General features: G+C 52.1%; 22 protein-coding genes. 5 read left to right on the forward strand and 17 right to left on the reverse strand.

From position 1 onward, the window contains the following. The 13 genes from B8115_RS23380 to B8115_RS15695 all read right to left on the reverse strand — a co-directional run. On the reverse strand, positions 1-1,815 hold a 1,815-nt coding region (locus B8115_RS23380; protein ID WP_158409655.1), incomplete at its 3' end, for a glycosyltransferase family 2 protein. Positions 1,816-2,305: 490 nt separating this feature from the next. Continuing rightward, a complete protein-coding gene (locus B8115_RS23385; RefSeq protein WP_141638626.1) occupies positions 2,306-4,033 on the reverse strand; it encodes a hypothetical protein in 1,728 nt (575 codons plus the stop codon). Beyond that, positions 4,030-4,749 carry a cytidylyltransferase domain-containing protein gene (locus B8115_RS15645; protein ID WP_010628765.1) on the reverse strand — a complete coding sequence of 240 codons (720 nt, stop codon included), beginning with the start codon at positions 4,747-4,749 and terminating at the stop codon, positions 4,030-4,032. The genes B8115_RS23385 and B8115_RS15645 overlap by 4 nt, the downstream gene beginning before the upstream one ends. Next, positions 4,746-5,798, reverse strand: coding sequence for a nucleotidyltransferase family protein (locus tag B8115_RS15650; RefSeq protein WP_035591327.1), 1,053 nt, complete (start codon positions 5,796-5,798; stop codon positions 4,746-4,748). The genes B8115_RS15645 and B8115_RS15650 overlap by 4 nt, the downstream gene beginning before the upstream one ends. 29 nt (positions 5,799-5,827) lie before the next feature. Continuing rightward, positions 5,828-6,475, reverse strand: a complete 648-nt coding sequence (locus tag B8115_RS15655) for an acetyltransferase (RefSeq protein ID WP_010628767.1) — start codon at positions 6,473-6,475, stop codon at positions 5,828-5,830. Continuing rightward, on the reverse strand, positions 6,472-7,548 hold the full coding sequence (neuB, locus tag B8115_RS15660) for an N-acetylneuraminate synthase (protein ID WP_010628768.1): 1,077 nt from the start codon (positions 7,546-7,548) through the stop codon (positions 6,472-6,474). The genes B8115_RS15655 and neuB overlap by 4 nt, the downstream gene beginning before the upstream one ends. After that, a complete protein-coding gene (gene neuC, locus B8115_RS15665) occupies positions 7,548-8,711 on the reverse strand; it encodes a UDP-N-acetylglucosamine 2-epimerase (RefSeq protein ID WP_010628769.1) in 1,164 nt (387 codons plus the stop codon). Before neuC ends, neuB begins: the two co-directional genes overlap by 1 nt. Positions 8,712-8,722: 11 nt before the next feature. Further along, positions 8,723-9,871: a LegC family aminotransferase gene (locus tag B8115_RS15670; RefSeq protein WP_010628770.1), complete on the reverse strand. Its 1,149-nt coding sequence runs from the start codon at positions 9,869-9,871 to the stop codon at positions 8,723-8,725. Between the two features lie 8 nt (positions 9,872-9,879). Continuing rightward, positions 9,880-10,860, reverse strand: a complete 981-nt coding sequence (locus tag B8115_RS15675; RefSeq protein WP_010628771.1) for an NAD-dependent 4,6-dehydratase LegB — start codon at positions 10,858-10,860, stop codon at positions 9,880-9,882. Between the two features lie 40 nt (positions 10,861-10,900). Further along, positions 10,901-12,241, reverse strand: coding sequence for a UDP-glucose/GDP-mannose dehydrogenase family protein (locus tag B8115_RS15680; protein ID WP_010628772.1), 1,341 nt, complete (start codon positions 12,239-12,241; stop codon positions 10,901-10,903). 80 nt (positions 12,242-12,321) lie between these two features. Continuing rightward, complete coding sequence (locus B8115_RS15685) at positions 12,322-13,767, reverse strand: MBL fold metallo-hydrolase RNA specificity domain-containing protein (RefSeq protein ID WP_035591329.1); 1,446 nt, start codon at positions 13,765-13,767, stop codon at positions 12,322-12,324. Between the two features lie 513 nt (positions 13,768-14,280). Continuing rightward, positions 14,281-14,769, reverse strand: a complete 489-nt coding sequence (locus B8115_RS15690) for a hypothetical protein (protein ID WP_010628775.1) — start codon at positions 14,767-14,769, stop codon at positions 14,281-14,283. Between the two features lie 13 nt (positions 14,770-14,782). After that, positions 14,783-15,043 carry a hypothetical protein gene (locus tag B8115_RS15695; RefSeq protein WP_010628776.1) on the reverse strand — a complete coding sequence of 87 codons (261 nt, stop codon included), beginning with the start codon at positions 15,041-15,043 and terminating at the stop codon, positions 14,783-14,785. 387 nt (positions 15,044-15,430) lie between these two features. Between B8115_RS15695 and B8115_RS15700 the strand changes: the two genes are divergently transcribed. After that, on the forward strand, positions 15,431-16,255 hold the full coding sequence (locus tag B8115_RS15700) for a helix-turn-helix domain-containing protein (protein WP_010628777.1): 825 nt from the start codon (positions 15,431-15,433) through the stop codon (positions 16,253-16,255). Positions 16,256-16,356: 101 nt separating this feature from the next. On the opposite strand, the gene B8115_RS15705 is transcribed toward B8115_RS15700, so the two are convergent. Next, on the reverse strand, positions 16,357-16,737 hold the full coding sequence (locus tag B8115_RS15705) for a histone-like nucleoid-structuring protein, MvaT/MvaU family (RefSeq protein WP_010628778.1): 381 nt from the start codon (positions 16,735-16,737) through the stop codon (positions 16,357-16,359). A gap of 185 nt (positions 16,738-16,922) precedes the next feature. Here B8115_RS15705 and B8115_RS15710 point away from each other — a divergent pair, with 185 nt between their 5' ends. Beyond that, positions 16,923-17,744, forward strand: a complete 822-nt coding sequence (locus B8115_RS15710) for a Crp/Fnr family transcriptional regulator (protein WP_083861862.1) — start codon at positions 16,923-16,925, stop codon at positions 17,742-17,744. 21 nt (positions 17,745-17,765) lie between these two features. Here the strand turns inward: B8115_RS15710 and B8115_RS15715 are convergent, their stop codons facing one another. From B8115_RS15715 to B8115_RS24080, 3 genes are all read right to left on the reverse strand, one after another. Next, positions 17,766-18,284, reverse strand: a complete 519-nt coding sequence (locus B8115_RS15715) for an anti-virulence regulator CigR family protein (RefSeq protein WP_010628780.1) — start codon at positions 18,282-18,284, stop codon at positions 17,766-17,768. A gap of 177 nt (positions 18,285-18,461) precedes the next feature. Continuing rightward, complete coding sequence (locus B8115_RS23390; RefSeq protein WP_141638627.1) at positions 18,462-20,207, reverse strand: polymer-forming cytoskeletal protein; 1,746 nt, start codon at positions 20,205-20,207, stop codon at positions 18,462-18,464. A 347-nt stretch (positions 20,208-20,554) separates the two neighbouring features. Further along, the gene (locus B8115_RS24080) at positions 20,555-20,950 is read right to left on the reverse strand and encodes a prepilin-type N-terminal cleavage/methylation domain-containing protein (RefSeq protein ID WP_274517425.1); all 396 of its coding nucleotides are present in this window, start codon (positions 20,948-20,950) and stop codon (positions 20,555-20,557) included. Between the two features lie 397 nt (positions 20,951-21,347). Between B8115_RS24080 and pilB the strand changes: the two genes are divergently transcribed. The 3 genes from pilB to B8115_RS15735 form a co-directional block, all read left to right on the forward strand. Further along, positions 21,348-23,141: a type IV-A pilus assembly ATPase PilB gene (gene pilB / locus B8115_RS15725; protein ID WP_010628782.1), complete on the forward strand. Its 1,794-nt coding sequence runs from the start codon at positions 21,348-21,350 to the stop codon at positions 23,139-23,141. A gap of 101 nt (positions 23,142-23,242) precedes the next feature. Beyond that, on the forward strand, positions 23,243-24,475 hold the full coding sequence (locus B8115_RS15730; protein ID WP_010628783.1) for a type II secretion system F family protein: 1,233 nt from the start codon (positions 23,243-23,245) through the stop codon (positions 24,473-24,475). 41 nt (positions 24,476-24,516) lie between these two features. Next, a partial coding sequence (locus B8115_RS15735) for an A24 family peptidase (RefSeq protein ID WP_141638628.1) occupies positions 24,517-24,956 on the forward strand: 440 nt, incomplete at its 3' end.

Here is a 24,956-nt window from a genome sequence, read left to right on the forward strand (position 1 = left end):
GAAAAAAGAAAGCGAAGATGCTTCAACTTTCAACATGGAAGAAATATTAGACAATGCTTTTTTGCTGACCGTCTCCATTTCGTTATTTTGTAAGATTTTAATTTTCGAAGCCTTAATTTCAGGAAAGCGATCAAGCACATGCTCAAAGAGCTGAGGGTTCAAAATAACAACTTCATCAACCTCCAGCTCTTCTCCTGCAATGCATATACGCAAATTGCTATCTTCGGCGTACCGTCGTGCAAGCGAAACAAAAGTAACACTTGAGAAATTATCGTAATCAGGGTAGCTAAAAATACCAGCATCACACTTGCTATTAAAGGCCGCTATTAAGCATATATTTTTCTTCGCACTTTTACTTCTTGAAAAATCTCCAATATAAAGCCGGCTAAGTGAAGGCGCAGCACTTCGGTTACTACGGATTTCTTCTGGCGACTCAAAAAAAGGTGGTTTAAGCCCATTGAAACGCTCCTTCGGCCTCTCCGCAAGCACCTTATCATACCAGAAGCCCGCCCTTTCCCTATATTCCTTTCTCATACCATGCCAGGCGGTAACGACATGGGTCAGCTTTTTCTGAGTTAGTGAGTTAAAATCAAGTCGGCCAAAAGAAAGTGGACATTCCGATTGGCAACCACGAGTGACATAGTTAGTAGCAGGCATGCCCAATTGTCGCTCATAACGCCTGATCAACTCATTATCAGCAGCAATACGTACGGTATCCCAGCCTCCTAACGCTTTTACTTCATCTAGATGAAACAGCGCGGAAGAATGGTTAAGTGTTACCAGATCATCGTGTGTGCCTGGCCTGGAAGCCGTCCCCCAAAAGAAAAGGTTGTCAGAGACTCTAGTCCAAAAAGAAAAGTTGTAAGGTACTTTTTCACTCAGTAGATGCTTGACCTGCACTTCAATTTTTTGAGCATGAGACCAGTCGTCAGCATCATGGATGGTTACTAGGTCTCCAGTAGCCACCTCCAAAGCGTGGTTTCTGGAGTAGTAACTACCGCCATTACGCTCATTTTTTAGATACCTGAACCTCTCATCACTCTGACAAAAGTCTCTTACAACACCTTCCGTATTATCAGTGCTGCAGTCATCCACAACAATGACCTCGAGGTTTTGCCAAGTCTGCTGCTGTAAAGAAAGCAATGAAGTCAGAATTTTGTCTTCAGCATTATATGCTGGAACGATTACAGTTACCTTGAGTGAATTTGATCCTGTAGCCGAGCAGTCGCTCTCACATTGAATATTGTCGATCGTTAGTGTCTGAGTTTTGTCAATTTTTTCTATTGTTAGAAATCCCGCCTGGCTATACATGGCATTGATAGCGTTCAAAACCTCGTCTTCATTTATACCAACCCAAGTGTTAGCCAAAGCCATTTGGTAACTAGCGTGAGAAGTAATATATTCTTTTTTTTCCACTAGTACGCTACGAGCTTCTTCATGCTGTGCGTTCAGAGCCAGCATACTGACTTCTGGCAATATCTGACGAGGATAAAGCCCTGCCTTCGGCAATCGATTTCGGACAAATTTAATATTTTCAAGCGCCTGAGAAAATTCTTTATTAATGCTATGCCATCTGAACAAACACCAGGCTGCCTCGGCCGATTGTTTCGGGCCGCTTTCCTCTTTTATTCTATTTAGCTCTTCCAAGGCTGACGCAGAAAAGCCTCCCCAAAGTTTATTATCAACACTCTCAACAACACCAACCTTATTTATTCTTAAAATATTCTCTTTGATAAAAATTCGTACAGCTCCGGGAACAATATTGCGCACTTTGAATGGAATTTTTGCATATCCACGCATGAAATAATAATGCATCTGCTTCAAAAATTCCCGATTATAGTATGAAAACATAATAATATTTTATTCACTTATAAAAATGGCATAGACTTGTGGCAAATTGAGGTGCGACAAGACAGCCGGCTACGGAAATAAAGTAATCATAGTTCGTGGAGAGTGTCTGGAGCTCGACGGAGCACCATGAGAGACGCTATGACTACCAAAATAAGGTTGAACGTCGCAAGCTCAGTCTTCTAGAACTGGCCAAGTATCTGCAGAATATCCGGAGGGCCAAAATCATAAGCTAAACTATTCTGTGAGCAGTTATAAGCAATCCTTCGCAATTATCAAACCTTCGGGTACCGAGGGCTGGATGATTTCGGCTAGGACCTCGGACTATAGAACCTCTAACAATCTAATACAGAATACTGAGCCGCAACCGGCACCAGTGCAATAATCAGACAATCGATACGGGTTGGGAGTAAAATAATTAAGTCTGAAAAAAATTGAGGTAACGATACTGCAGAAATCAGCCTAGGGACAAAACTATTTTCTTCATCTCCCCCGCGTATTGTTCTAGCTCCATGTTTAGAACATGCTTACATCCATTATCCGCACACACTAAATTTCTATTCAATAAGGATTTTGTAAAATTAATATTGGAGAAGCTATCGTGATTAGCTTGTAACAATATAGTCGTCAGACTTAAATCCTTCATTTTTAAATCGAACGGACTATATCCATCTCGATAAATGCTAGATGATAAATAAAAGTTCATGTTGAATATTTTTATTTTTGATGGTTTATACTTCAGCAAATAATATATTACCGACATACCATGATTAAGGCTTCCACTATAAAGATGAGGGCTAGCGCCCTTAGCAAAGATGTTTACTCCTCGACCCTCAAAAAAATCTACGTATTTTTCTGGCACCATAATCCATTTACAACCTCTTGCCGATTGGCTGAATGAACTAAAATCGAAATGCTTGGCTGGAGAATGGGACAATGATAAGATTTTTTCAAACTTACCTGTTAATTTCTCGTTTACAACATTAAGCTCAATGACAATATCAAATTTTTTAAGCTCATCTGGAAGTTCTCCGGAAGAGCTACCAACAATAGCTATTTTTTTATTTTCTATATAATCAAGAAAGTTAATATTTTCTACTTTAGCGGATGATCTAAACAGTAGCGATTCGACATGTTCAATAGTTGCTTTATATTTTTCAAAACCAATTTCTTTAATGATCCCAGATTCCTGAACATCGTTGTTCACTATCTCTAGTAATTTCTTATAGATTGCCTCTGCCTTAAATGTATCGTCGAGGTCCATGCTAGCTAGCAGGCCTCTGTAAAGAGTAATAACGCTTTCGGTTTCGCTTGCTTCAACAAATGCGCACTCTATTGATTTGCGCCTGGCACATAAGGAGCTTTCGAATAACGCCAAACACCATAGAAGAGCCGATAAATTAGACCATCCCTCTGAAGAACAAAGCTTCAACTCGATTTCATTAAAATAATGTTTAGATTCTGAGGGTTCATTTTCATCAATAGCCTTTGATATCCATGAGTATAGACTCTGACATTCTTCTTCATTATTGCGTGCGCAGCATAATTTTCCAACAAAACCTCGAATTAAATTATTTCTCAAGTCCTTTGTTTCATGTTTATTCCTCATCATCTCTAAGGCAGTAATATGTGCCGCAACAATATCCTTTTTGTTTTTAAAAGCGAATTTTATATCTTTTTCAAACAACTCCAAGCCGGTTATTGCTACACCAGCCCAGACTCTACACATAGAAGCATCGCTATCATTACCTTTATCCTTTCTTACTTTATAAGTTTTATAGCGAGCCCAGTGACGATATAATGCAAATTTTTCGCGCAAAATATTAATTTCTTCTTTATGTGAACTTGGCTGACACTGATTTAAATAATTCTCACTTTCAGCATAGTGAAATTTCTTCCTAAGAACCTTTGAAAGCAGCAATATAGCCTCAGTGTGGTAGATCTCTTGTTTAATATTACTATCTACATATGAAAATAAAAAGAACTTTGAATAATAGTACTTTTTTGCTTTTCCTAACTTCTTGGCTATCAAAAAATTAGTTGTCCGGCCCGCTAATATTTTCGCTATGACTGAGGCAGCTCTCTTTTTTTTTCTTTTCCCAAGCCGGCTCGATTTCAATAACTTTACAACAAAGTTAACAATTATATTTCGGAGTAATGTACGACCACCATGAACAATACTCATAAAGAAGAGCCTTCAGCTTTGTTACTACCTTCTCGAATAACTATCTCACACAATTTGAAATCAAGCCACTCATCAATATCAACACCTCTTTCCTTTGGCATTATAAAGGCCAATGGCTCTTTATCTAGCATTCTTCCAGTCTCAATAATATTTTTTATATGGTTTATGTATATGGCGCCATTTATACGATATTCCTTAACCCCCCCATTTCTTATTTCATCCATATTAGATTGTATAAAAACACCTCGTTCAGACAACACCCCAAATAGAGAAGATGAATGTCCTGCCTCACTTATTGAAACCAAACTTTTCTCATCATTCTCATTATGGAGGGAAACAGCATCAATAATATCTTTTGCACTTCTAAGCGGCGATGTAGGTTGCAAAAGCAAAACACGTCGGGCAATGACTCCTTGTTCTTTAAAATAGCTTATGGTATGTGCGACAACATCTATTGTAGCAGCGTCATCCCCAGCCAAAAAATCAGGTCTCGCAATTACTGTGACTTTATCGTTATGGCTAGCAATTTCTAATACTTGCTTATCATCAGATGTAACTGCTATCAAATCTGCCACGCGTGATTCGATAACTGCATCTAGTGTCCACTGAATTAATGGTTTTCCAGCTAGTGGTAGTATGTTTTTTTTTGGCAGGCGTTTACTGCCAGCGCGCGCAGGTATGATCGCCAATATGTCAACAACTTTATTCCTATTCATTTCAAGAGCATTCCCGCTTTTTCCTGAGCTATATTAAAGTCATCCATTCTCCCAATATCTAACCAGTATTCGTGGACTGGAAACATGTTAACTGAATTACCGCGTTTAATTTCAGAATTTAACAGGTCTGGCATATCAATCCTTTTATTAGGTGTTACTGTTTTAACAATCTCAGGATTTAAAAGATATACACCTGCGTTTACAAAAAAACGCTGCAATGGCTTTTCCACCATTGACATAATGTGATGCCCATTGCTTTCAATCACTCCATAAGGCACTTGATACTCATATTCTCTCGTACACATAGTAGCTATAGCTGGATGTTCCGCATGAAACTGTAGCAAGCTTTGGAAATTAAGTGAAGTAAGCAAGTCACCATTCATCATAAATAAAGGCAAGTCAATTTCGTCCTGGGGCAGCAATCCTAATGCTCCGCCAGTACCAAGAGGCTTTTCTTCGTGAATGTAACTTATTGAGACCCCCCACTCACTGCCATCTTTAAAATGATCGCGGATCACTTCCGGCATATAGTGCGTCGAAATATAAAAACGATGAAAGCCAGCCTGAACAAAATTTTCAAGTATTAGCTGCAAGATCGGCTTGTCGCCGACTTTCAACATCGGCTTAGGGCAATTATTAGTTAAAGGACGCAATCGAGTTCCGAACCCACCAGCCATCAAAAAAACGGGATTTTCAAGCTTTTTCGTATTTAGCAAGTCATGTAAGCTTTCAAGGCCAATGATTCGCTTGTCTGGGTCGACAATAGGCAGTTGTAGTACTTGATGCTGCTCCATCTGCTGAAGCAGCTTATCACGGCTCCAACTAGAGGGCGCTACTCGGGGGTTAGGATTCATTACATCTTGAATTGCAGAGCTCATCGGCAAATGTCGAATTAAAGCGCGCCTGATGTCCCCGTCAGTGACAGTGCCTAATAACCTACGTTGCTCATCGGCCACAAGCACAATACGAAGGGCCGCATGATCCAGTACTTCAATCGCAACTTCTAAAGAGGTTTCAGGCGCGACTAGAGCCGCTTCCCACTGCTTCATGGAGGAACTCCTATCCATTCCACGTGCTGTCAGATTATCGACTTTGCCTGGCGCGGTGGCTGTCCGGTCTGGAAGTGATGACTTGGAACATTTCGTATGACAACGGTACCTGCGCCCACCACAGCCTCAACTCCCACTGATATTCCTTGTATCAAAATAGAACCAGGCCCAATGTGGGCTCCCTCTTCAACTACCACACCACCGCATGCAACTGCGCCAGGAGCAAGATGGGCATGTTGACCAATATATCCATCATGATCAATGCGTACCGCCGTGTTTAAAATGGTATTATCACCAATATAACAGTCTGCTTGTACGATGCTTCCTGCCATAACCTGTGTCCCGTGCCCTAAGCTAACACCAGAGCCTAGCACAGCAGTAGGATGCACTAATGTTGTAAAGCGATACCCTTTTTTAACAAACAATTTATATAAATTTCTGCGAAGGTGGCTACCCGGCATACTACCGACTCCGTTAGCCAACTCAATACTACTGGGAGAATAATTTAATATTTCTTCATCAGCTCCCAATACTGGAAAACTTCGCCATGCAGACACACCATTGGAAGCTAGCTGGGGATCGCAGACTCCCAGCACCTTTCGATTGAGCAACAGCAGTACGTCCAACACAACTTTGGCGTGTCCACCAGCACCAAGTAAAATTACGGGGAGGCTCACAATGCATCACCTGGCTGATATTGACGGCTTGCAATTTTTCCCAACTGATCCCAGTAGGTAATCGCTGTCCCTCCTTTTCCAGAACGGGCCGTAGCGATATTAGACGCAGTGAAACTTTCCCCTTCTGCTATCATCTCAGCAGCGACAAGATCCTGCCGGGCAGCCGCGCGGGTATCCCATTCGCTCGGCTGAGGTGCTTTCTGTCCATCTCCCAAAGCCAGACTGATCGAACGAATTTCTTTTATCATTCGGCATAGTTCATCCGGTTCCAAGGAAGCTCGATGATCAGGTCCAGGTAGTTTTTTATCGAGAGTAAAGTGCTTTTCGATAATGGATGCTCCTCGAGCCACCGCTGCTACAGGTATCAGCGTGCCTTGGGTATGATCCGAATAGCCTACTGGTAGCTGAAAAGCATGAGCAAGCGTATCCATAGCCTTCAGATTCACTTCTGCCATCGGGGTCGGATACTGAGAAGTGCAGTGCAAAAGGCTTACTCGACCGTGTAACGCAGCCCTCAGCTCAACTTGGCTCCAACATTTCCAAACGTCATCAAGCGAGTCCGGTGGCTTGTTATATGCCAGCGCATGGCAAACTATAGCTAAAGCTTGCTCAACCTCCGCTAAAGTGGCCATGCCAGTAGAAATGACTAGGGGCTTCCCTGTGCGTGCAAATTGCCAAAGCAAAGGGCCATTGGTAATTTCACCAGAAGGTATCTTATAAAAGGGTAAGTTCAGCGTTTCGAGAAACAAAAGACTTTGTAAGTCAAATGCTGTGGACAGAAACTCGACACCACGGCTATGTGCATGGGTTTGGAGTGGTCTGTGCCACTCCAATGGTAGCTCCAACGCTTCCAGCATTTCCAGTTGGCTCTCGCTAGCTTCAGTAGTCTGCTGCTGGTAAGCCGCTTTGGGAGCAGTAAGCGCTGCAAGTCGCTTGGCATTGAAGGTCTGAAACTTGACTGCATCAGCACCTGCATCTGCAGCCACATCAATCAAATCAAACGCACATTGTTTGTTGCCATTATGATTGACACCGGCCTCAGCGATCACATAAACCTTATGAGGTATAGACATCAAGACACTCTCCCGGGGAAGTCATGAAAGTGTTTCAGCCTAGTCATGGGAAAAGTAACCAGCGCTGCAACGATTTTCTGAGCAGCATCCCCCTGACCATAAGGGTTATGTACATGCTTGCAAGTCTCAAGAAACTCTGGAGCAAGAGCCTTTTTCAGAGCTTGGCAAATCGATGGTTTGGTAGGATGGCAGTTCAGCACTGACTTGGCTGCAAGGCGTCCGGCTTGGCGCTGACCTATATTCACGGTGGGAATACCAAAGCTGGGCACTTCAATGAGCCCACTGGATGAATTGCCTACAACAGCAGCCGCTTCAGCCACGGCGGATAAATATCGCCTGAAACCTAACGAAGGGATCGCCAGTACACGCTTAGGCTGCCTGGCCGCATAAGCTTCCAGCTCCGGTATTATCGAACGCCCACCATTATCCGCGTTTGGATAAGTCAAAATTACCTGATAATCTTGCCACTCATCCAGCGCAGCCAACAAGGCCTGGAAACTGAGCAAGGGGGGCTCATCCACCATCGTAGCCGGGTGATAGGTCACTAAAAGATAGGGACGTTCCAATGAAAAACTCAGGCTGGCAGCCAATTCCTTACGGCTCATGCGGGGTGAGCGGGTAAGGTGGTCCAATCCTAGCGCACCAACATTAAGCACATGGGCCGGATCTTCGCCCATCTGAATTACACGTTGCCGGTATGGCTCTGCGGCAACAGCATGTAGGTTCGCCATCTTGGTGATTGCATGTCGAATGGCGTCATCGTAAGCCCCTTCTGTCACTTCCCCACCATGCAAGTGCACAATGGGTATATCCATTACCAGAGCCGTTTGTGCCGCTGCCAATGCCTCGAAGCGATCGCCAAGGATAACCAAGGCATCGGGCTCAAGTCGATCAAGTGCATCAGCCAACCCGATACACCCCAGCCCCATCGATTTGGCCACGCCTACCCGGCTATCCGACGAGAGCAGCATTTCAACCTTTGCGGCAATACTAAATCCATCCTCTTCGATAGCTTGCCATGTGTGGCCGAACTCCGGAGAAAGATGCATTGCTGCGGCAATAACCTGCAGCTCCAGTTGGGGATGGGCATCAATCTCTTTCATCAACCAATAAAGTAGACCGTACTCGGCCCGCGTGCCGGTAAATACCGCTATACGCCGCACTACTCTGCCCTCTAAGGTCCATTTAAACGTATGCCACTGGGAAGATTGACCACTCGCTCTTCTAACCATAATGAATTGGTGAGCTCACCAGTTGATGCGTTAGCATACATAGGTAACCGATTCATCAGCTGCCAGATAGGACGGGTCATCACTCCTTTACCGTTAGTGACACTAAGTAGCTCATCACGCTGTTGGCGATCAGCACAGATCACAGCATTGAGCCAGTAGTTGCTACGGCATCCTGCAGGCTCGGTAATAAATGACAATTCGCTGCCTGAGAGGCAGCGAGCATATTCGTTTGCCAACTGGCGTTTCTCATTGATGAAAGCATCCAACTGCTCTAATTGAGCACACCCAAGAGCAGCGTTAATATTGGGAAGTCGGTAATTATACCCGACTTCATCGTGTACATATTCATATGTATGAGGCTTCTTGGCAGTAGTTGTGAGATGCTTGGCTCGACTGGCAATTTTTTCATCAGCCAAAACCATACCACCCCCACCAGTGGTAATCACTTTATTGCCATTAAAACTAAGTACACCTATGATGCCGAAGGTTCCAGTATGCTGACCTTGATAGGTGCTGCCCAGAGATTCAGCTGCATCTTCAACTAGCGCGATTCCCCAATCATTACAAACATGGACGAGACCATTCAGATCCGCCGGGTGGCCAAAAGTGTGCATTGGTAAGCAAGCCCGAATGACACCTTGGTTATCTAGCCGTCGGCAACACCCATGCTCGTCAAGGTAGGCATTCTCTTCCAACCAAGCGCTCAATGACTTCGGCGACAGGCTCAAGGTACTACGGTCCACATCAATAAAGATCGGCATTGCGCCGCAGTATGCAATAGCATTACAGGTAGCTACAAATGTGAGTGGCTGAGTAAGTATATAATCACCACGTTCAGCCCCCACCAGTCGCAGCGCTACGTGCAAAGCTGCCGTACCGTTGACCGTAGCAACAGCACGCGGACTGCCCGTATATGCCGCCATGTCATGCTCAAAACGGTCTACAAATGAGCCAACACTAGATACAAATGTCGAGTCAATGGTTTCAGCAACATAATTTTTTTCATTCCCGCGAAAAACAGGCGCATGCAATGGTATAAAATCTTGCGTGCGGTAGTGATCGCGAATAAATTCTATCAACGTTGAAAACATGGCTGGTCTCAGACGTTATAAAGATCAACTTTATATTTGTTTAGATTCTCAGACTTGGTGAACCACTCAATAGTCTTCTGAAGACCGCTACGAATATCATGACTTGGTGAAAAATTAGCAAGCTCAAGTATACGTGTGTTATCTCCCCACAATCGGAATACTTCAGATTTTCCTGGGCGAAGTCGTTGCTCTTCAACAATAAATTCTACGTCACTACCCATTAGCTCACGAATAATATTCAGTGTGTCGCCGATTGAAATTTCATAATTAGAAGCAATATTTACGGTTTGTCCTATTGCAGCTTCACAATTTGCTAGCGCCAAGAACCCTTGGCAAGTATCTTCAACATAATTAAAGTCACGAGTAGGCGATACATCACCCAGTTTGATCTGCTTCATACCACTAGCTATTTGGCTGATCATTGTTGGGATAACGGCCCTAGCAGATTGCCTTGGCCCGTAAGTATTGAAGGGGCGAGCAATCGTCACGGGCAGATCAAAGGCATTGAAAAAGCTCATCGCCATAGCATCCGCAGCAATTTTCGAGGCACTGTATGGAGATTGGGGCTGTAACGGATGTTTCTCGTCTATCGGTATATATTGTGCAGTTCCATATACTTCACTTGTGGAGGTATGAACCACTCTGGCAACACCATTTTCAAGCGCAGCCTGACAGATGTTTAACGTGCCTTTTACGTTTGTATCGACATAACTATCTGGCGCTACATACGAATAGGGTATTGCTATCAGAGCTGCCAGATGAAACACAATATCAACATCTTTAGTTATGTATTTGCAATAATGAGGGTCTCTCACGTCACCATTCAGCACTTCAACATCACTAATACAATAAACGTCTTCTAACCAACCCCAGTAGTTAAAAGAATTGTATTGGGAGAGAGCCTTAACCTGATAACCTTCGCGCACCAACAGCTCTGTCAAATGAGACCCAATAAATCCATCAGCACCAGTAACCAACACTTTCTTCATATGACACCCAGTTATGAAATTTTCTTCTCAAAAACATAGCTTATGTACTGCTAAGCGAATCCCCTCGCCCCACTCCAAAATAAAGCAAACCTGCTTGCTTAACTCGCATTGGCTCGAACAGATTCCGTCCGTCCACGATAACAGGTGTGGCCAGTTGCTGTTTCAGCCAGTCGAAATCCACAGCGCGGAAGTCTTTCCACTCCGTGCAGATGGCCAAAGCATCGGCGCCTTTCACTGCCTGGATACGGTCGGCCACCAGCACCAGGTCGTCGCGGTCGCCATAGATGCGCCGACACTCACGCATGGCTTGCGGGTCGTAGGCCTGTACTTTGGCGCCGGCTTCCCACAGGGCTTCCATGAGCATGCGGCTCGGGGCATCGCGCATGTCATCGGTCTCGGGCTTGAAGGCCAGTCCCCACAGCGCAATGGTCTTCCCTTGCAGGTCACTATCGAAGGCCTGCATCAACTTGTTGAACAGGGTCTGTTTCTGGCGCTGGTTAACCGCGTCTACCGCGTTGAGTAGCTTCGGCTCGTATCCAACCTGGTTGGCGGTACGGGCCAGGGCCTGTACGTCCTTGGGAAAGCAGGACCCGCCGTAGCCGCAGCCGGGATAAATGAAGTAGTAGCCAATCCGTGGGTCCGAGCCGATACCGTGGCGCACCTGTTCCACGTCGGCGCCCAGTCTCTCGGCCAGGTTGGCTATTTCGTTCATGAAGCTGATCTTGGTAGCCAACATGGCGTTGGCGGCATACTTGGTCAGCTCGGCGGCACGAATGTCCATGAACATCAACTTGTCGCGCAGGCGGTTGTAGGGGGCGTAGCATTCACGCATCAGCGCCTTGACCCGCTCTGAGTCGGTACCTACCACGATACGCGCACCATGAGTGAAGTCCTCGATGGCGCTGCCTTCTTTCAGGAACTCTGGGTTGGAGCAAACGTCGAACTCGGCTTGCTCGCCACGGGCTTCCAGGGCGCTAGCAATTGCGGCACGCACCTTGTCCGCCGTTCCCACCGGCACGGTGGATTTGTTGATCACCACCTTGTAGTCGTTCATATGCTCGCCAATGGTCTTGGCTACGGCGAGCACGTATTGCAGGTCGGCGCTGCCATCCTCGTCCGGCGGTGTGCCAACGGCAATGAACTGAAGCTTGCCGAAGGCCACCGCTTTGGCAGCCTCGGTCGTGAAGCGCAACCTTCCTGCGGCCACATTCTGCTTGACCATGGCTTCGAGACCGGGCTCGTAGATGGGGATCTCTCCGCGCTCCAGGCGTGCAATTTTGTCAGCATCGATGTCCATGCACATCACGTCGTGGCCGACATCGGCCAGGCAAGCGCCAGTCACCAGGCCTACATAGCCGGTTCCAAATACGGTAACGTTCATTGCCGTTCCTTAAAATCCTGCACGTTCAAGTAGGTAGAACTGATGTTAGGCGTGCCAAGTTTACGCTGGCATGGTTATCTTCATGCTAGCGCCTGGGCATAAGCCTCTGTATTCGTATTCTCGGCAAGATAGTCGCTACCCAGCGTCACTCTCAACTCATGCCCTGCCCCTTCGGCCCATTCCAGCAGCTTGGCCTTGAGCGCGGCCTGGGCGTGGGCGTCGCCGTGTACCAGGCGCACTTCCCTTGGTGGGTGGCGCATGCGGCGTACGAAGTTGAGCAGGTCGTGCTGGTCGGCATGGGCCGAGTAGCCGTTTACGGTTTCGATCCGTGCGCGAATCTCGATGCGTTGGCCTTCCAGTTCCACCCAGCCGCCGCTAGGCCCGAAGCGCTGTATGTTGCGCCCCGGGGTGCCCTGGGCCTGGTAGCCGGTGAACAGCACGCAGTGGCGCTCGTCAGGGAGCATGCGCTTGAGGTAGTTGACCACCCTGCCGCCGCTGACCATGCCGCTGGCGGCGATCACTACCGCAGGCTTGCCGCTCTCGGCCAGGTAGGCCACGGTGCGCTCGTGCGCGGCGTGGTCGTCTACCGTGTAGAGGTTCTCGAAGCTGAGCGGGTGGCGGCCGCTACGCAGCCGACGGTGGGCTTCGGCGTCCCACCAGGGTTTGAGCTCGCGGTAAACTTCAGTGAAACGTGCGGCCAGGGGCGAGTCGACGATGATCTCGAGCTCGCGCCAGCGTTCGCTGCGTGCGTCGTGTATCAGCCCTTCGAGTTCGTAGAGCAGCTCCTGGGTGCGGCCTACGCTGAAGGCGGGTATCACCACGGTGCCGCCGTTTTCCAACGCTCTGTCGATGGCGGCCTTGAGCCGCTGGCGGCGGTGCACTCTGTCTTCGTGCAGGCGGTCGCCGTACGTGGCTTCCAGCACCAGCACGTCGGCTTTATAGGGCGGCTTGGGTGCCGGCAGCAGCGGTGCGTGGGGCGCGCCCAGGTCGCCTGAAAAGATGGTGCGTTGGCTCTGCCCGCTGGCTTTGTCTTGAGAATCCACTTCTACGTAGGCGGAGCCGAGTATGTGCCCTGCGCGCTGCAGCTTGACGCGAATGCGATGGTGTTCGTCGTCGAGCACGGTGTGCCACTGCTTGTATTCCAGCGCTACCAGGCGCCCTTCCACCTCAGCCAGAAAGCGTTCGATCAGGGCGCGGTCGCGGGTGAAACCGACTCTCAGCGCATCTTCTATGACCAAAGGCAGTAGCCGCTGCGATGGCACCGAGCACAGAATCGGCCCCTTGTAACCTGCCGCCAGCAGATAGGGAAGTCGGCCGATATGGTCGATGTGCACGTGGGTGACCACCAGCGCCAGCACGTCTTCCACCGGGAAGCGCACGGTATGCTGCTCCAGACTTTCGACGTGATCGGCATCCTGCCCCTGGAACAGGCCGCAATCGACCAGCAGGGCGCGACCCTGGGCAATTTGCAGCCGGTGGCAGCTGCCGGTTACACCCGCACCGCCGCCGTGGTGGAGAATCTTCACGTAGTCGTCTTGTTCATCGTTGACCAAGGATTCGATGTCTTGGCTCGAGCATCCGGCCAAGCTGTTTGGCTTTTATTCCGCTTGGAGCTGCTCATCTTTGAAATCGAGCCCAGTCTGGTTTAGGTTCCGTACGCCAGGCACGCTACCGCCCGGGGATTGTTACGGGCGGTTCCCTGGCCCTGGTCGCTTGGCGATACCATGTACCGGGACGGGGCGTTGCGCAAATGCGCACGAGAAAGCCACAGGACACACCAAGCCCTGGGCAATGCTTTCACGGTCCCTTGTCGAGCATGTGCTCGACGTTTCGGCAACGCCACGGATCATTCCTGCGGCGCGGCCCTTCCCTGCCGGGTATCGTTATTGGAATAGCTGAATTCTACGGCACTCGCACGGGATGCTCTACCGCCATCGGCAAGGAAATACCCTTGACAACTCAAACAGTTGTTCCATCAGCGCGGGCTCATGAGCGGCATGTCAGCCTTTTTTATGACAATTCATCACACCGACGCTGACTCAACGGCAGCGCCACACCGCCAGCCGATGCAGCAGTGCAAGCAGGATCAAACCGGCGGAGAGCCAGCCAAGGCCGAACAGCAAAGTGCCGAACCCACTGGGCAACGTATGGGGTGGGCGGTAGCTCATGCCGTGTTCAGCAAGGCGTGCGACGAGGTAGGTGAATGCAGCAACCAGCGCCAGCGCGGTGCTGGAGCGCCATTCGGCCAGGCGCCGGGTAATGCGCCAGGGCTCGCCGGCAGGCTTGGCCTTGGCGGTGGCTCCCGCCTTGGCAGCGGATTTTGCGCTGGCCTTGTTCCTCGTATTGGACTTGGCGGTTTTGGCGGCGGTACGACTGCCGCGCCCTGACGAGCGCCGGGACCTGGCACTCCCCTTGCCACTGCCAAGCGAGAGGCCGGAAGCCACCCAGCGCAGCAGGCGGGAAAGCGCCCACCCCAGCGTGAACAGGACGGATAACGCCAGGCTACCCATCACCAGAAAGTAGGTCATAGAGGACTGCAGATCAGGCAATGCGTCCAAGGCTCTGCAAGGTACGCAGCAGGACTGCCACGCTTTCCCTGGGCTGTGCGTATTCGTTCATCAGCGATTTGAGCCTCCGCTCGAAGGCTTGCTGCTGCTCTTCCGCTTCCAGCTCTGCCAGGCTACGCACCGGCGGCCCCGTGGGAATATCAAGCTTCGGATTGGGCTTTTCCAGTTCGCGCAGTGCCTCGGCGAAGGCGTCGTCCAGTTCTCGAAACTTGCGCAGTTTTTCGCGCTCATCCATGGAACGGTTCGATTTTTGGTTTCTCATGTGTATCCGTATTTGCTCAAGTACCTGGGCCTTTCCCCCAGCGGCACCTGCTAATGAAGAGCTCCAGTATACCGCCAAACCGCTGTGTAGCGAAGAAACGACGTTGCGCTACGCTGAAACAGAGGCTGTCTGACGTAAAGGAGTTGCGTATCATTCCCAGTACGTATTATGCACAAACGGTCAAACTCGTTAACCAAACTTGCCTTTGGCTGCCACCCAAGCGCATAAAGAGATTCTCAAAAGCCATAAGAAAAGCGGGCGTTATGCCTGCCGGGCTCTGCCCAGGCGCCAGTGAGGGCACCAGTGTTTTGGCAGACGCAGCAAACGAGTCGTTGCTGCCGAATCGAGCAAGGGACAGTTATGTTTAACGAGATGATGCGGGCGGAGATCTGGCTGCAAGACCATTTGGATAGCCAGCAGGGAATAGAAGACCTCGCCAGCCGACTCGGTTATTCGACCTCACAGGTCCGGCGCAGGTTCAAGCAGTGCTTTGGTCTGTCTCCAAGTGCATACCGTGACAGTTTACGCCTGGAGAAGGCAGCGCGTCTGCTGACCTTGACCCCCCTTTCGATACGAACCATTGCCGGCCAGTGCGGCTACCAGAACCATTCCGCGTTCAGCCGTGCTTTCCAACGATACCACAATCAGACACCGCGCCAATACCGCCAGGCGCTACGTTTGAGACTTCACCACAACCCTGTATACAAGGAGGGGGCCCGTAAACCACCAACGTTTGAAATACGTCATGCGGACATGCGCCATGCCCTAGTGACCCGGCTCTATCGTCAGCCGCATAGCGCCGCTCTGGGCATGCTCAAGACATGGCGGCAACACGCCAAGGGAGCGGAAAGCTTATCCGAGCGCCTGAAACGCGGCCATATCATTGCCTTGATGTATAACACGCCGTTGCCCAGCGAAACGAATCGAATCGACGTCGGACCGGTTGTCAGCCAGAACGAAGCGCAGGGCACCCCCATTCCACCCTCGTTCCGTCTGTTGAAGGTGCCTTCTCAGCATCAGGCCTGCGTTACGGTCGAATCGCTGGAAGAGATACCAGACGTGGTGCAGTACCTGATTTGCGAAGGATTGCCCGCAGAGCGCTATCACGCCACGGGAGAGGCACTTCAGGTGGAGTGGACGCAGGAAGAAATCGTACTTCGGCTGCCGGTTCAAAAGAATCGATGAGCTTACGCTGGGTCAGACAACCGCTGTGCCCGACGACTAAATCTTGAGCAAGGACAAGCAAATCGAACGAAGCCGGGCCATTGGCCCGGCTTCGCAGGTAATCAAGACTCGACGCGAACCAGCCAGCCTTCCACGGTGTCAGAGCCGTGCTCGTCTTTCCAGGCTTTCAGCGTCTTGTGGTTACCACCGCGGGTTTCCACCACTTCACCCGTTTTGGGGTTCTTGTAGATTTTCAGCTTGCGCTTGCGACGGGCGCCGCCACCGGCTGCCGCCGACTTGGCCGGAGCCGATTTGCCACCCTGCGGTTCCAGCAGGTTGATGACATCGGCAGAACTCTTGTTGAACTCGCGCATCAGCGCTTCGAGCTTGTCCTTGAACTCGAGCTCGGCCTTCAGGCGCTCGTCGTTTTGCAGCCGCTCCATTTCAGCCTGAAGCTGCTTGAGCTGCTGCTCTTTCTGCATGAATTCGCTAAGAAGGGACATTGGCAATCCTGTAATTCATTTGGGAGTTTTGCGGGATGCGGCTTATAAATACAACAACCCGGCCGAAATGACAACACTCAATCTTATTTTCATCGACTTTATCGGCAACGTCAAATAGATGTGGCAAACGAAATTCCGAAAACCGAACGGATGCGGCACGAACAAGAAGCCGCCGCCTGCTTTGTATGACCATTCCCAAGCCGCCATACCATCAGCATCATCTAATTTACGACCTTGTTGCCGCTCGGTCGTTTGCTACACTGGGGGGTATGGAGACATTGGTCAAGCACACTAAGGATGGCATGTATTTGTTTCATAACCTCAAGTCACGCTTGGATTTATGCGACGAGGACAAGCGCGTTTTCGATAGCTACACGGGCCCCGTGCGGGAAGTGAAGAAGGGCAGCCACTTGGCCCGCGAAGGTGAGGTACTGGAGTGCCTGCATCTGATCGAGAAGGGTTGGGCGTGTCGCTACAAGATGTTGCGCAACGGCAGGGAGCCGATTACTTCCCTGCTGCTGCCGGGCGATATCAGCGACAACGGCCAGGGGCTGTACAACCGGCTCGACTATTCCATCAAGGCGATCACGCCGCTGCGTTTCACCACCATCGACTCAGAAAGCGCCGAGCGGTTGTTCGAGCGGCCACGCATCCTGCGCCTGTTCAAGGCCTCGGGTCATATCAGCCACAGCGTGGCCATGAACTGGATCGTCAACATCTCGGCACGCAATGCAGAAGGACGAATCGCCAATTTGCTATGCGAATGCTTCGCCCGCTCTCACGCGGCCGGCATGACCTACCGGGGGCGTTATTTCTTCCCTCTCACTCAATCGGAAATCTCGGATGTAGTGGGCCTTTCCAGCGTTCACGTGAGCCGCTCGCTGAACAAGATCAAGCGTAAGGGGCTGATCGAAAGCTGCGACCACAGGCAAATCCGCATCAACAACTGGCGCGGCCTGGCAGCCCTGGGCGACTTCAGAGCGGATAACCTCGCGCTTCCCGCTTAGAAGTTCGCTACTTCTACGGCCTCAATAAAAAATATCGCGCAGTATCTCGTAGATGATGGCGTTGGCGGCATCCACTAGGATGACGTCAGGCCCGACGCGGCGCCATTCGTAGCCGTCGTAGCGTGGCAGGTCGCGCAGGATGCGATCGTCCAGCTGCCTGGCGATGCCCGGCGGCAGCGGCTTGCCCCGCTCCAGGTTCATGCGGATGCCAGGCGGCAGGCTTTCCCGGCTGCGGTCGATCTCGATCCAGTCACGTCGCTCGAGCAGCAACCGGCGGATCTCGCGCTCATCTATGCGCGGGCCGTAGTCGACATTCCGCCCTGTGCGAGGCTCCCCCTGCCACCCTTCCCCGCCTCGAGACGCACGCTCGCCGGGCTGGGCTCTGCCCTGCCCCTGTTGCCCCGGCGCCATTTCCTGAGCCTGCCCTCGGCCCTGACCCTGACCACGGTTATCGGCAGGCTGGGCATGAGCAAAGGCCGCACCGGCCAGCAGCAGTGCCGCCGCCGCACCGTGGAGTACCGTTCGTTGGGAAATACGCATGGGCTGCTCCTTACCGAAGGGTTTCTTTCAGCCTAGGCAAGGAATGCGCAGGGAGTGTGGAACGACAAGCCACATATTCGGAAAGCGGGCATTACCCCAGGAGATTACATGAGTGGGGGCCATCTCCCGGCATTAGTTGCTCACCGTGGACCTAAGAGCAGAATCACACTGGCGCGCTCAGCGCCAAGAGCTGATCGCAAAGCCAGAGCCGCCGCCGGCTTCTCCATCAAAGCCAGACTCCTGAAGAGCTTCGTCATATGCAATCAAACCATTTCCATCTACCTCAACGCGCTTTCCCCTGACCGATCCGTGCAAATTCGCGCCACGTATGATCGCCACATCGCCAAATGGTGCATAAACATTTGCCACAACACGACTCCCACCATTGAATTCAACAGCGCGGCCGCTGCCATTATACGTTGAGAGCAAAGTAAAGGACGCATCGCCGTTGTTATTCACAGGGTTCGTACCAAGCATATTCACTGAGCTTCCGAACACCGTCTTCTCCCGCACAATGACAGTTAGGCTACTGCCCGGATCAATCCTTATGCCGTCCCCACCCCCACCGACGTTAAAATTGCCCTCGACTATAAGCACTACATTACCAGAAACCCTTAGCGAGCCGCTTTGATTGATATCCAAATTTCCGACACGCACCACACTTGTATACCCTTCCCTAGCCAATACTCCATCCGCTATTTGACTACGTGCATGCTCAGTCCATTTATTTGAATTATTTGATTTATCTAGCTTGCTCAAGCCGCCTTCCGAGATCTCCCAATCCCAATACGGCCAAGGCCCTATTTGTACGTTCCTTGGCACACCATCTGATTCATTCACATCAGGAATTTCTTCGCTAAGCCTCAAGGCTTCTTCAGAGATGCTACGCCCTGAAAATCTCATGTTGTCGCAGCTCTCGCCAGAAACAGGCACGGCACCGCCATCGTGGCCGGGATAGTAATTTTGCCTATTGTTTTGCGAAAGATGTTCTGCGGGATTACTTTTCCTTGTAGACCGAACATTGCCACCGGCATAAATAGCCTCACCTACAAAAGCCGAATCATTTTCAAAAATCACGTCATTGACAGCTTTTACTTCCCCATGGACTTTAGCACTGTTCCCAAACCTGACGTTGCCTTGTGATGACACATTTCCGTAAATCTCACCACCACCTGCATTTAAATTCACGTCACCATTCGCTGAAACATTGCCATGAATTCTGGATGAACCAGACGGCAATAACACCCCACCGTATGACGAAACAGAGCCGTATATTCTTTCATTTCCCCTCAGACTTATGAGGCCATCGCCTTCAAGCGTTCTAACCAGAGGTGTTTCAGATTCCCTAAACCCGCTTGACGTACCGTTCCACGGTCCGTTTCGAGAATCATAACTACCAATTGTAGAACCACCTGAAAGCTGGACTCCTTCACACCCGACTATTGGCGAAGAAAAGACAGCTCCACTTCCAGCCTCGGACTCAAGTTCAATAATTATTTTCTCGCTCGTTGCAATTACTCCCTCCACCTCATCCTGAACCACACCCATTGCTATGATGTAATCCCTGCCGCCACTACTTACATAGCGATAAGAACAACTCACTGAACTGACAAAGTGACATGCAGTTTGGTTTTCAACCAGCAAACCAGTATTGAATGCTGACCAGTGAGTTGCTATTAGACTCGTTAGATCATGATTATCGAAAGAGGGTGCTGGGGTACTGGCAAGCAAATTATGCCAACCTTCGGAAGCAGCTCGCTCAGCCGCCATCTGAGCCTGGGCCATGGCGCGGTAGTTTCCCGCTAGTCGCTCGTTCACCAAGCTGCCACTCATACTCGACAGACCGAGCAAAAGAGCCATGCTCAATAACGAGAGCACCACCACCAGCGCCGCACCTTGCTGCCTGTGTCGCTTACCTGGCATCTGCCCTCCAGAAAACCCGGAACACTTTGATACACAACTTTACATTAAAAGTGAGGCATGGTCACGTACAAGAGACTGATGGCTATGATACCTCCTCACAGGGGTGTGCATTGTAAAGGCCGCCGCACCGTGGAGTACCGTTCGTTAGGAATACGCATGGCCCGCTCCTTACGGCTGGATTTCCTTCAGCCTAGGCAAGGAATGCGCAGGGAGTGTGGAATGAAGCAGCGCCCCCTCATTTGAGCAAGATCTAAGCTAGGGGAAGGTCAATCTCAGATAAGCCACTGCAAACATGGCTTAAAAAAACCAGCGACTTGCATCGCTGGCTTTGACATCTTATTCCAAACTCAGCTTCCGGCTTGCACACCAGTAGACGCTGTAAATGTTGAATTTGTCCGACGTGAAGTTCCCGTTACGGTGTCGTCCCCGTCAAATACCATAGTCGCGCAGGCATTTCCGCCATCGTCATCCTCATCCTCATCATTGCCACTGTTCCAGATTTCTACTGGAATATTGGTGCCTGTGAAGCCCTCTTCAACAATACGGGCCCCTATTGAACTTGCCACAGCCCTTACCTCAGCCCTACAAGCATTGTTATCAGCATTATCAAGATAGTTGCCATACTGCGGGATCGCTATCGCCGCCAGAATCCCGATGATGGCTACCACGATCAGCAGTTCGATCAGGGTGAAACCGCCCTGGCCTCGCTTGGCCGTTGTCCTCTGTCGCATCAGTTCTTTCATGCTCATCGCCGTCGTCCCCTGCTCTCTGGTACCCGTACGGCCGTCTTGCCGGCCGCTTGGGCGGTTACACCTGCGGCGTTTACGCCGCTTGCTCTCGCGGAACGGGTCCGCACCTTGCTCTTGCCCCTTTCCACCTTCGCTCACGCCTTGCGCTGCAAGTGCCTGAGCTCGCTCATCACAGGGGTCTTACGCCCCGTTTTCACTAACATTAATTTACACACCCTTTGCCCACAAGCGCTACCTACATGGGTACTACCATATTTTCATCATAATCGATGACACCGTTAATGCCAGTTGGGACCATAAACGTCATCACGGTGGGATGATGCATACCGAGGGGCTAGAATGCCTGTAACCGTTATGCTCACGCCCGTGCGGGCCCAACCCCTGAGGCGCCATGAACGACTATCGATCCGCTCCCAATGCCAGCCATGCGCCCATTGGCACTTTGGCGGCCTCTGCACCTAACCCCAACCTCGAGGGGTTGCGCGGGCTCACCCGGCGCCTGGTGGAGTACGGGCTGCTTTCCCGCCCGGCGGCGGAGCGGGCGGAGTACGAGGCGCGCGAGGCGGAAATCAGCCTGCTGCAGCACGTGATCGAGTCCAGCCTGGCCACCGCCCGCGAGGCTACGCTGTGTGCGGCCTGGGAGTACGGCTTGCCGGTGATCGATCTGGATGCGCTGCGCCTGGCCAGCCTGCCCGCCGCCAACGAATACCCCGAAAAGCTGCTGCGCAAGCTCTGCGTGGTGCCACTTACCCGCCGCGGCCATCGGCTGACGGTAGCTGTGCCCTACCCCTCCACCTTGGCGAAACTCGATGAGCTGCAGTTCGCTACCGGGCTGAGTATCGATGCGGTGCTGTGCCCGGTGGATCAGCTCATGCCGGTGCTGGAGGCCTATCTGGCCCACCACGACAGCAGCATGATGGACGCGCTGGATGGGGTGGACGATGCCATCAGCGAGCTGGAATTCGAGCATGGTCTGGATATCAGCGATGATGCCGCCATCGATACGGCTTCCAGCGGCGCCGACGACGCGCCCATCGTCAAGTTCGTCAACAAGATTCTGCTCGATGCCATTCGCCGCAACGCTTCGGACATCCACTTCGAGCCCTACGAGACCAGCTTCCGGGTACGCATGCGGGTGGACGGCATGCTGATGGAGGCCGCGCGCCCGCCGTTTGCCATGCGTGCGCGCATTGCCGCGCGCTTGAAGGTGATGGCGCGGCTGGACATTTCCGAGCGCCGCCTGCCGCAGGACGGCGCCATCAAGCTCAAGGTTTCCAAGACCCGTTCGATCGATTTTCGTGTGAACTCGCTGCCTACGGTGTACGGCGAGAAGATCGTGCTGCGTATTCTCGATCCCACTTCGGCCCAGATCGGCATCGATGCGCTGGGCTTCACCCCGGAGCAGCGTGCGCTCTACGAAGGCGTGCTGGACCATCCTCAGGGCATGATTCTGGTCACCGGCCCAACCGGCAGCGGCAAGACGGTAACGCTCTATACCGGGCTGAACATCCTGAACGAGGTAGAACGCAATATCTGTACCGCCGAGGATCCGGTAGAGATCAAGGTGCCGGGGGTGAACCAGGTCAACGTGCTGCCCAAGATCGGGCTGGATTTCGCCAGCGCCCTGCGCGCCTTCCTGCGCCAGGACCCGGACGTGGTGATGGTCGGCGAGATTCGCGACCTGGAGACCGCCGAGATTGCGGTGAAGGCATCGCAAACAGGTCACCTGGTGCTTTCCACGGTGCATACCAACTCCGCCGCGGAGACCTTGACCCGCCTGGCCAACATGGGCGTACCGCCGTTCAACATCGCCAGTTCGGTGAGCCTGATCATCGCTCAGCGTCTGGCACGTAGGCTGTGCAAGCACTGCAAGCAGCCGGTGGAGATACCCCGCGAGGCACTGCTGCAGGAGGGCTTCACCGCGCAGGAGGTGGATAGCGCCACCGTGTACGAAGCGGTAGGCTGCAAGCATTGCACCCATGGCTACAAGGGGCGTGTGGGTATCTACGAGGTGGTGCCGGTCGGCAACGAGATGAGCCAGTTGATCATGCGCAACGGCAACTCGATGGATTTCGACCAGTTGGCACGACAACAAGGCCACCCGGATCTGCGACGCAGCGGGCTCTTGAAGGTAATGCAGGGGATTACCAGCCTCACCGAGGTCAACCGAGTTACCAAAGACTGACAAAATTATGCTTCATCTCGCACGGTAAATTGATGAAGCTCAAGCTGAGCGTTTTCGCGCCGAAGATAATAGAAGAGATTCAAGAACGCAGCAGGGAACCTATGGCAACCAGAACGGCAAGAGCGCCGCGGAAGCTGAAACTGTACCGCTGGCGCTGGACGGGCAAGGGGCCCGGCGGCAGGCTGGTGAGCGGTGAGGTGGTGGCCGCCGAGAAGTTCGAGGTCGAACGCGAACTGGCCAACCAGAACATCATCGTCAAGCGGGTACGCCGCAAGAACGGGCTGGGCGGCGGCATGGGCACCATCAAGCCCCGCGACGTCATGCTGTTCGCCCGCCAGATGGCTACCATGATTCGTGCCGGCGTGCCGGTTCTACAGGCGTTCCAGGTGGTGGCCGAGAGCATTCGCAAGCCGGCCATGAGTGCCGTGGTGCAGCAGATGATGAACGAGGTGGCGGCCGGCTCGAGCTTTTCCCAGGCGCTGCGCAACCATCCCGAGTGCTTCGACAGCCTGTTCTGCAACTTGGTGGAGGCCGGCGAGAGTTCCGGCTCGCTGGACCGCATGCTCGAGCGTATCGCCACTTACAAGGAAAAGGTGGAGTCGCTGAAGGGCCGGGTGAAGAAGGCGCTGTGGTATCCCATCGCGGTGATCCTGGTAGGTATCAGTGTGACCGCGCTGCTGCTGATCAAGGTGGTGCCGCAGTTCGAGAGCCTGTTCCATGGCTTCGGCGCCGAGCTGCCGGGGATGACCCGCATGACCATCGCCCTCTCCGAGTTCGCTCAGCAGTACTGGCTGTGGGGGCTGGGGGGCATGGTCGCCTTCGTTTTCCTGGTGCGCCAGGGGATCAGGCGCTCGCCTGCTTTTGCCTATCGCGTGCATGCGTTTCTGCTCAAGCTGCCGGTGCTTGGCGACATTTTCGATAAATCCGCCGTGGCGCGCTATTCGCGCACCCTGGCCACCACCTACGGTGCCGGTGTGCCAATGGTGGAGGCGCTGGACATCGCCGCCGGGGCCACCGGCAATCTGGTTTACGAGCGCGCAACCCGGCAGATCCGCGAGGACGTTTCCACCGGCCAGCAGTTGCACTTCGCCATGCGCCTGACCGAGCGTTTTCCGGCGCTGGCGGTGCAGATGGTAGGCATCGGCGAGGAGTCCGGCGCGCTGGACGCCATGCTCAACCGGGTGGCCGATTACTATGAGGAAGAGGTCGACAACAAGGTCGATGCCCTCACCTCGCTGCTGGAACCGCTGATCATCGTGGTGCTGGGTATTCTGGTCGGCGCCCTGGTGGTATCGATGTATCTGCCGATCTTCGAGCTGGGAACGGTGCTGTGAGTGGAGCGGTATGGCCGCTGGCCGCCCTTCTGGGCCTTTGCATGGGTAGCTTTCTCAACGTGGTGATCGTGCGCTTGCCGGTCATGCTGATGCTGGGCTGGCGGGCCGAGGCTCGCGAGGCGCTGGAGCTGCCCGAAGAGGAGTCGCCCCGTTTCAATTTGATGGTGCCGCGCTCCATCTGCCCTCAGTGCGAAACCCCCATCGCCTGGCATGACAATCTGCCGGTGCTCGGCTGGATCAAGCGGCGCGGCCGCTGTGCCGCCTGCGAGGCGCGTATCAGCCCGCAGTATCCGCTGGTGGAGCTGGCCGGGGCCGGCCTGGCGCTGGCGGTGGTGGCGCTGTACGGCGCCAGCTGGCAGGGCCTGTTCGTGTACGGTGCCTGCCTGGCGCTGCTGGCACTGGCCGTGATCGACCTGCGCACTCAACTGCTGCCGGATGCCATGACCTTGCCGCTGCTGTGGGCCGGCCTGCTCTATCAACT

Origin of the sequence: Halomonas sp. KM-1 (assembly GCF_000246875.1) — a bacterium.
In the GTDB taxonomy this organism is placed as follows: domain Bacteria; phylum Pseudomonadota; class Gammaproteobacteria; order Pseudomonadales; family Halomonadaceae; genus Halomonas; species Halomonas aerodenitrificans.

What these genes read in the sequence shown, in the direction of transcription:
- B8115_RS15670 (WP_010628770.1), bottom strand. Translation starts at nt 9,871, where the DNA reads ATGTTTTCAACGTTGATAGAATTTATTCGCGATCACTACCGCACGCAA.
- B8115_RS15710 (WP_083861862.1), top strand. Translation starts at nt 16,923, where the DNA reads ATGACCATTCCCAAGCCGCCATACCATCAGCATCATCTAATTTACGAC.
- B8115_RS15700 (WP_010628777.1), top strand. Translation starts at nt 15,431, where the DNA reads ATGTTTAACGAGATGATGCGGGCGGAGATCTGGCTGCAAGACCATTTG.
- B8115_RS15690 (WP_010628775.1), bottom strand. Translation starts at nt 14,769, where the DNA reads ATGACCTACTTTCTGGTGATGGGTAGCCTGGCGTTATCCGTCCTGTTC.
- B8115_RS15680 (WP_010628772.1), bottom strand. Translation starts at nt 12,241, where the DNA reads ATGAACGTTACCGTATTTGGAACCGGCTATGTAGGCCTGGTGACTGGC.
- B8115_RS15645 (WP_010628765.1), bottom strand. Translation starts at nt 4,749, where the DNA reads ATGAATAGGAATAAAGTTGTTGACATATTGGCGATCATACCTGCGCGC.
- B8115_RS15730 (WP_010628783.1), top strand. Translation starts at nt 23,243, where the DNA reads ATGGCAACCAGAACGGCAAGAGCGCCGCGGAAGCTGAAACTGTACCGC.
- B8115_RS15650 (WP_035591327.1), bottom strand. Translation starts at nt 5,798, where the DNA reads ATGAAGCAGTGGGAAGCGGCTCTAGTCGCGCCTGAAACCTCTTTAGAA.
- B8115_RS15675 (WP_010628771.1), bottom strand. Translation starts at nt 10,860, where the DNA reads ATGAAGAAAGTGTTGGTTACTGGTGCTGATGGATTTATTGGGTCTCAT.
- neuB (WP_010628768.1), bottom strand. Translation starts at nt 7,548, where the DNA reads ATGTCTATACCTCATAAGGTTTATGTGATCGCTGAGGCCGGTGTCAAT.
- B8115_RS15705 (WP_010628778.1), bottom strand. Translation starts at nt 16,737, where the DNA reads ATGTCCCTTCTTAGCGAATTCATGCAGAAAGAGCAGCAGCTCAAGCAG.
- B8115_RS15715 (WP_010628780.1), bottom strand. Translation starts at nt 18,284, where the DNA reads ATGCGTATTTCCCAACGAACGGTACTCCACGGTGCGGCGGCGGCACTG.
- B8115_RS15695 (WP_010628776.1), bottom strand. Translation starts at nt 15,043, where the DNA reads ATGGATGAGCGCGAAAAACTGCGCAAGTTTCGAGAACTGGACGACGCC.
- B8115_RS23390 (WP_141638627.1), bottom strand. Translation starts at nt 20,207, where the DNA reads ATGCCAGGTAAGCGACACAGGCAGCAAGGTGCGGCGCTGGTGGTGGTG.
- B8115_RS24080 (WP_274517425.1), bottom strand. Translation starts at nt 20,950, where the DNA reads ATGAAAGAACTGATGCGACAGAGGACAACGGCCAAGCGAGGCCAGGGC.
- pilB (WP_010628782.1), top strand. Translation starts at nt 21,348, where the DNA reads ATGAACGACTATCGATCCGCTCCCAATGCCAGCCATGCGCCCATTGGC.
- B8115_RS23385 (WP_141638626.1), bottom strand. Translation starts at nt 4,033, where the DNA reads ATGAGTATTGTTCATGGTGGTCGTACATTACTCCGAAATATAATTGTT.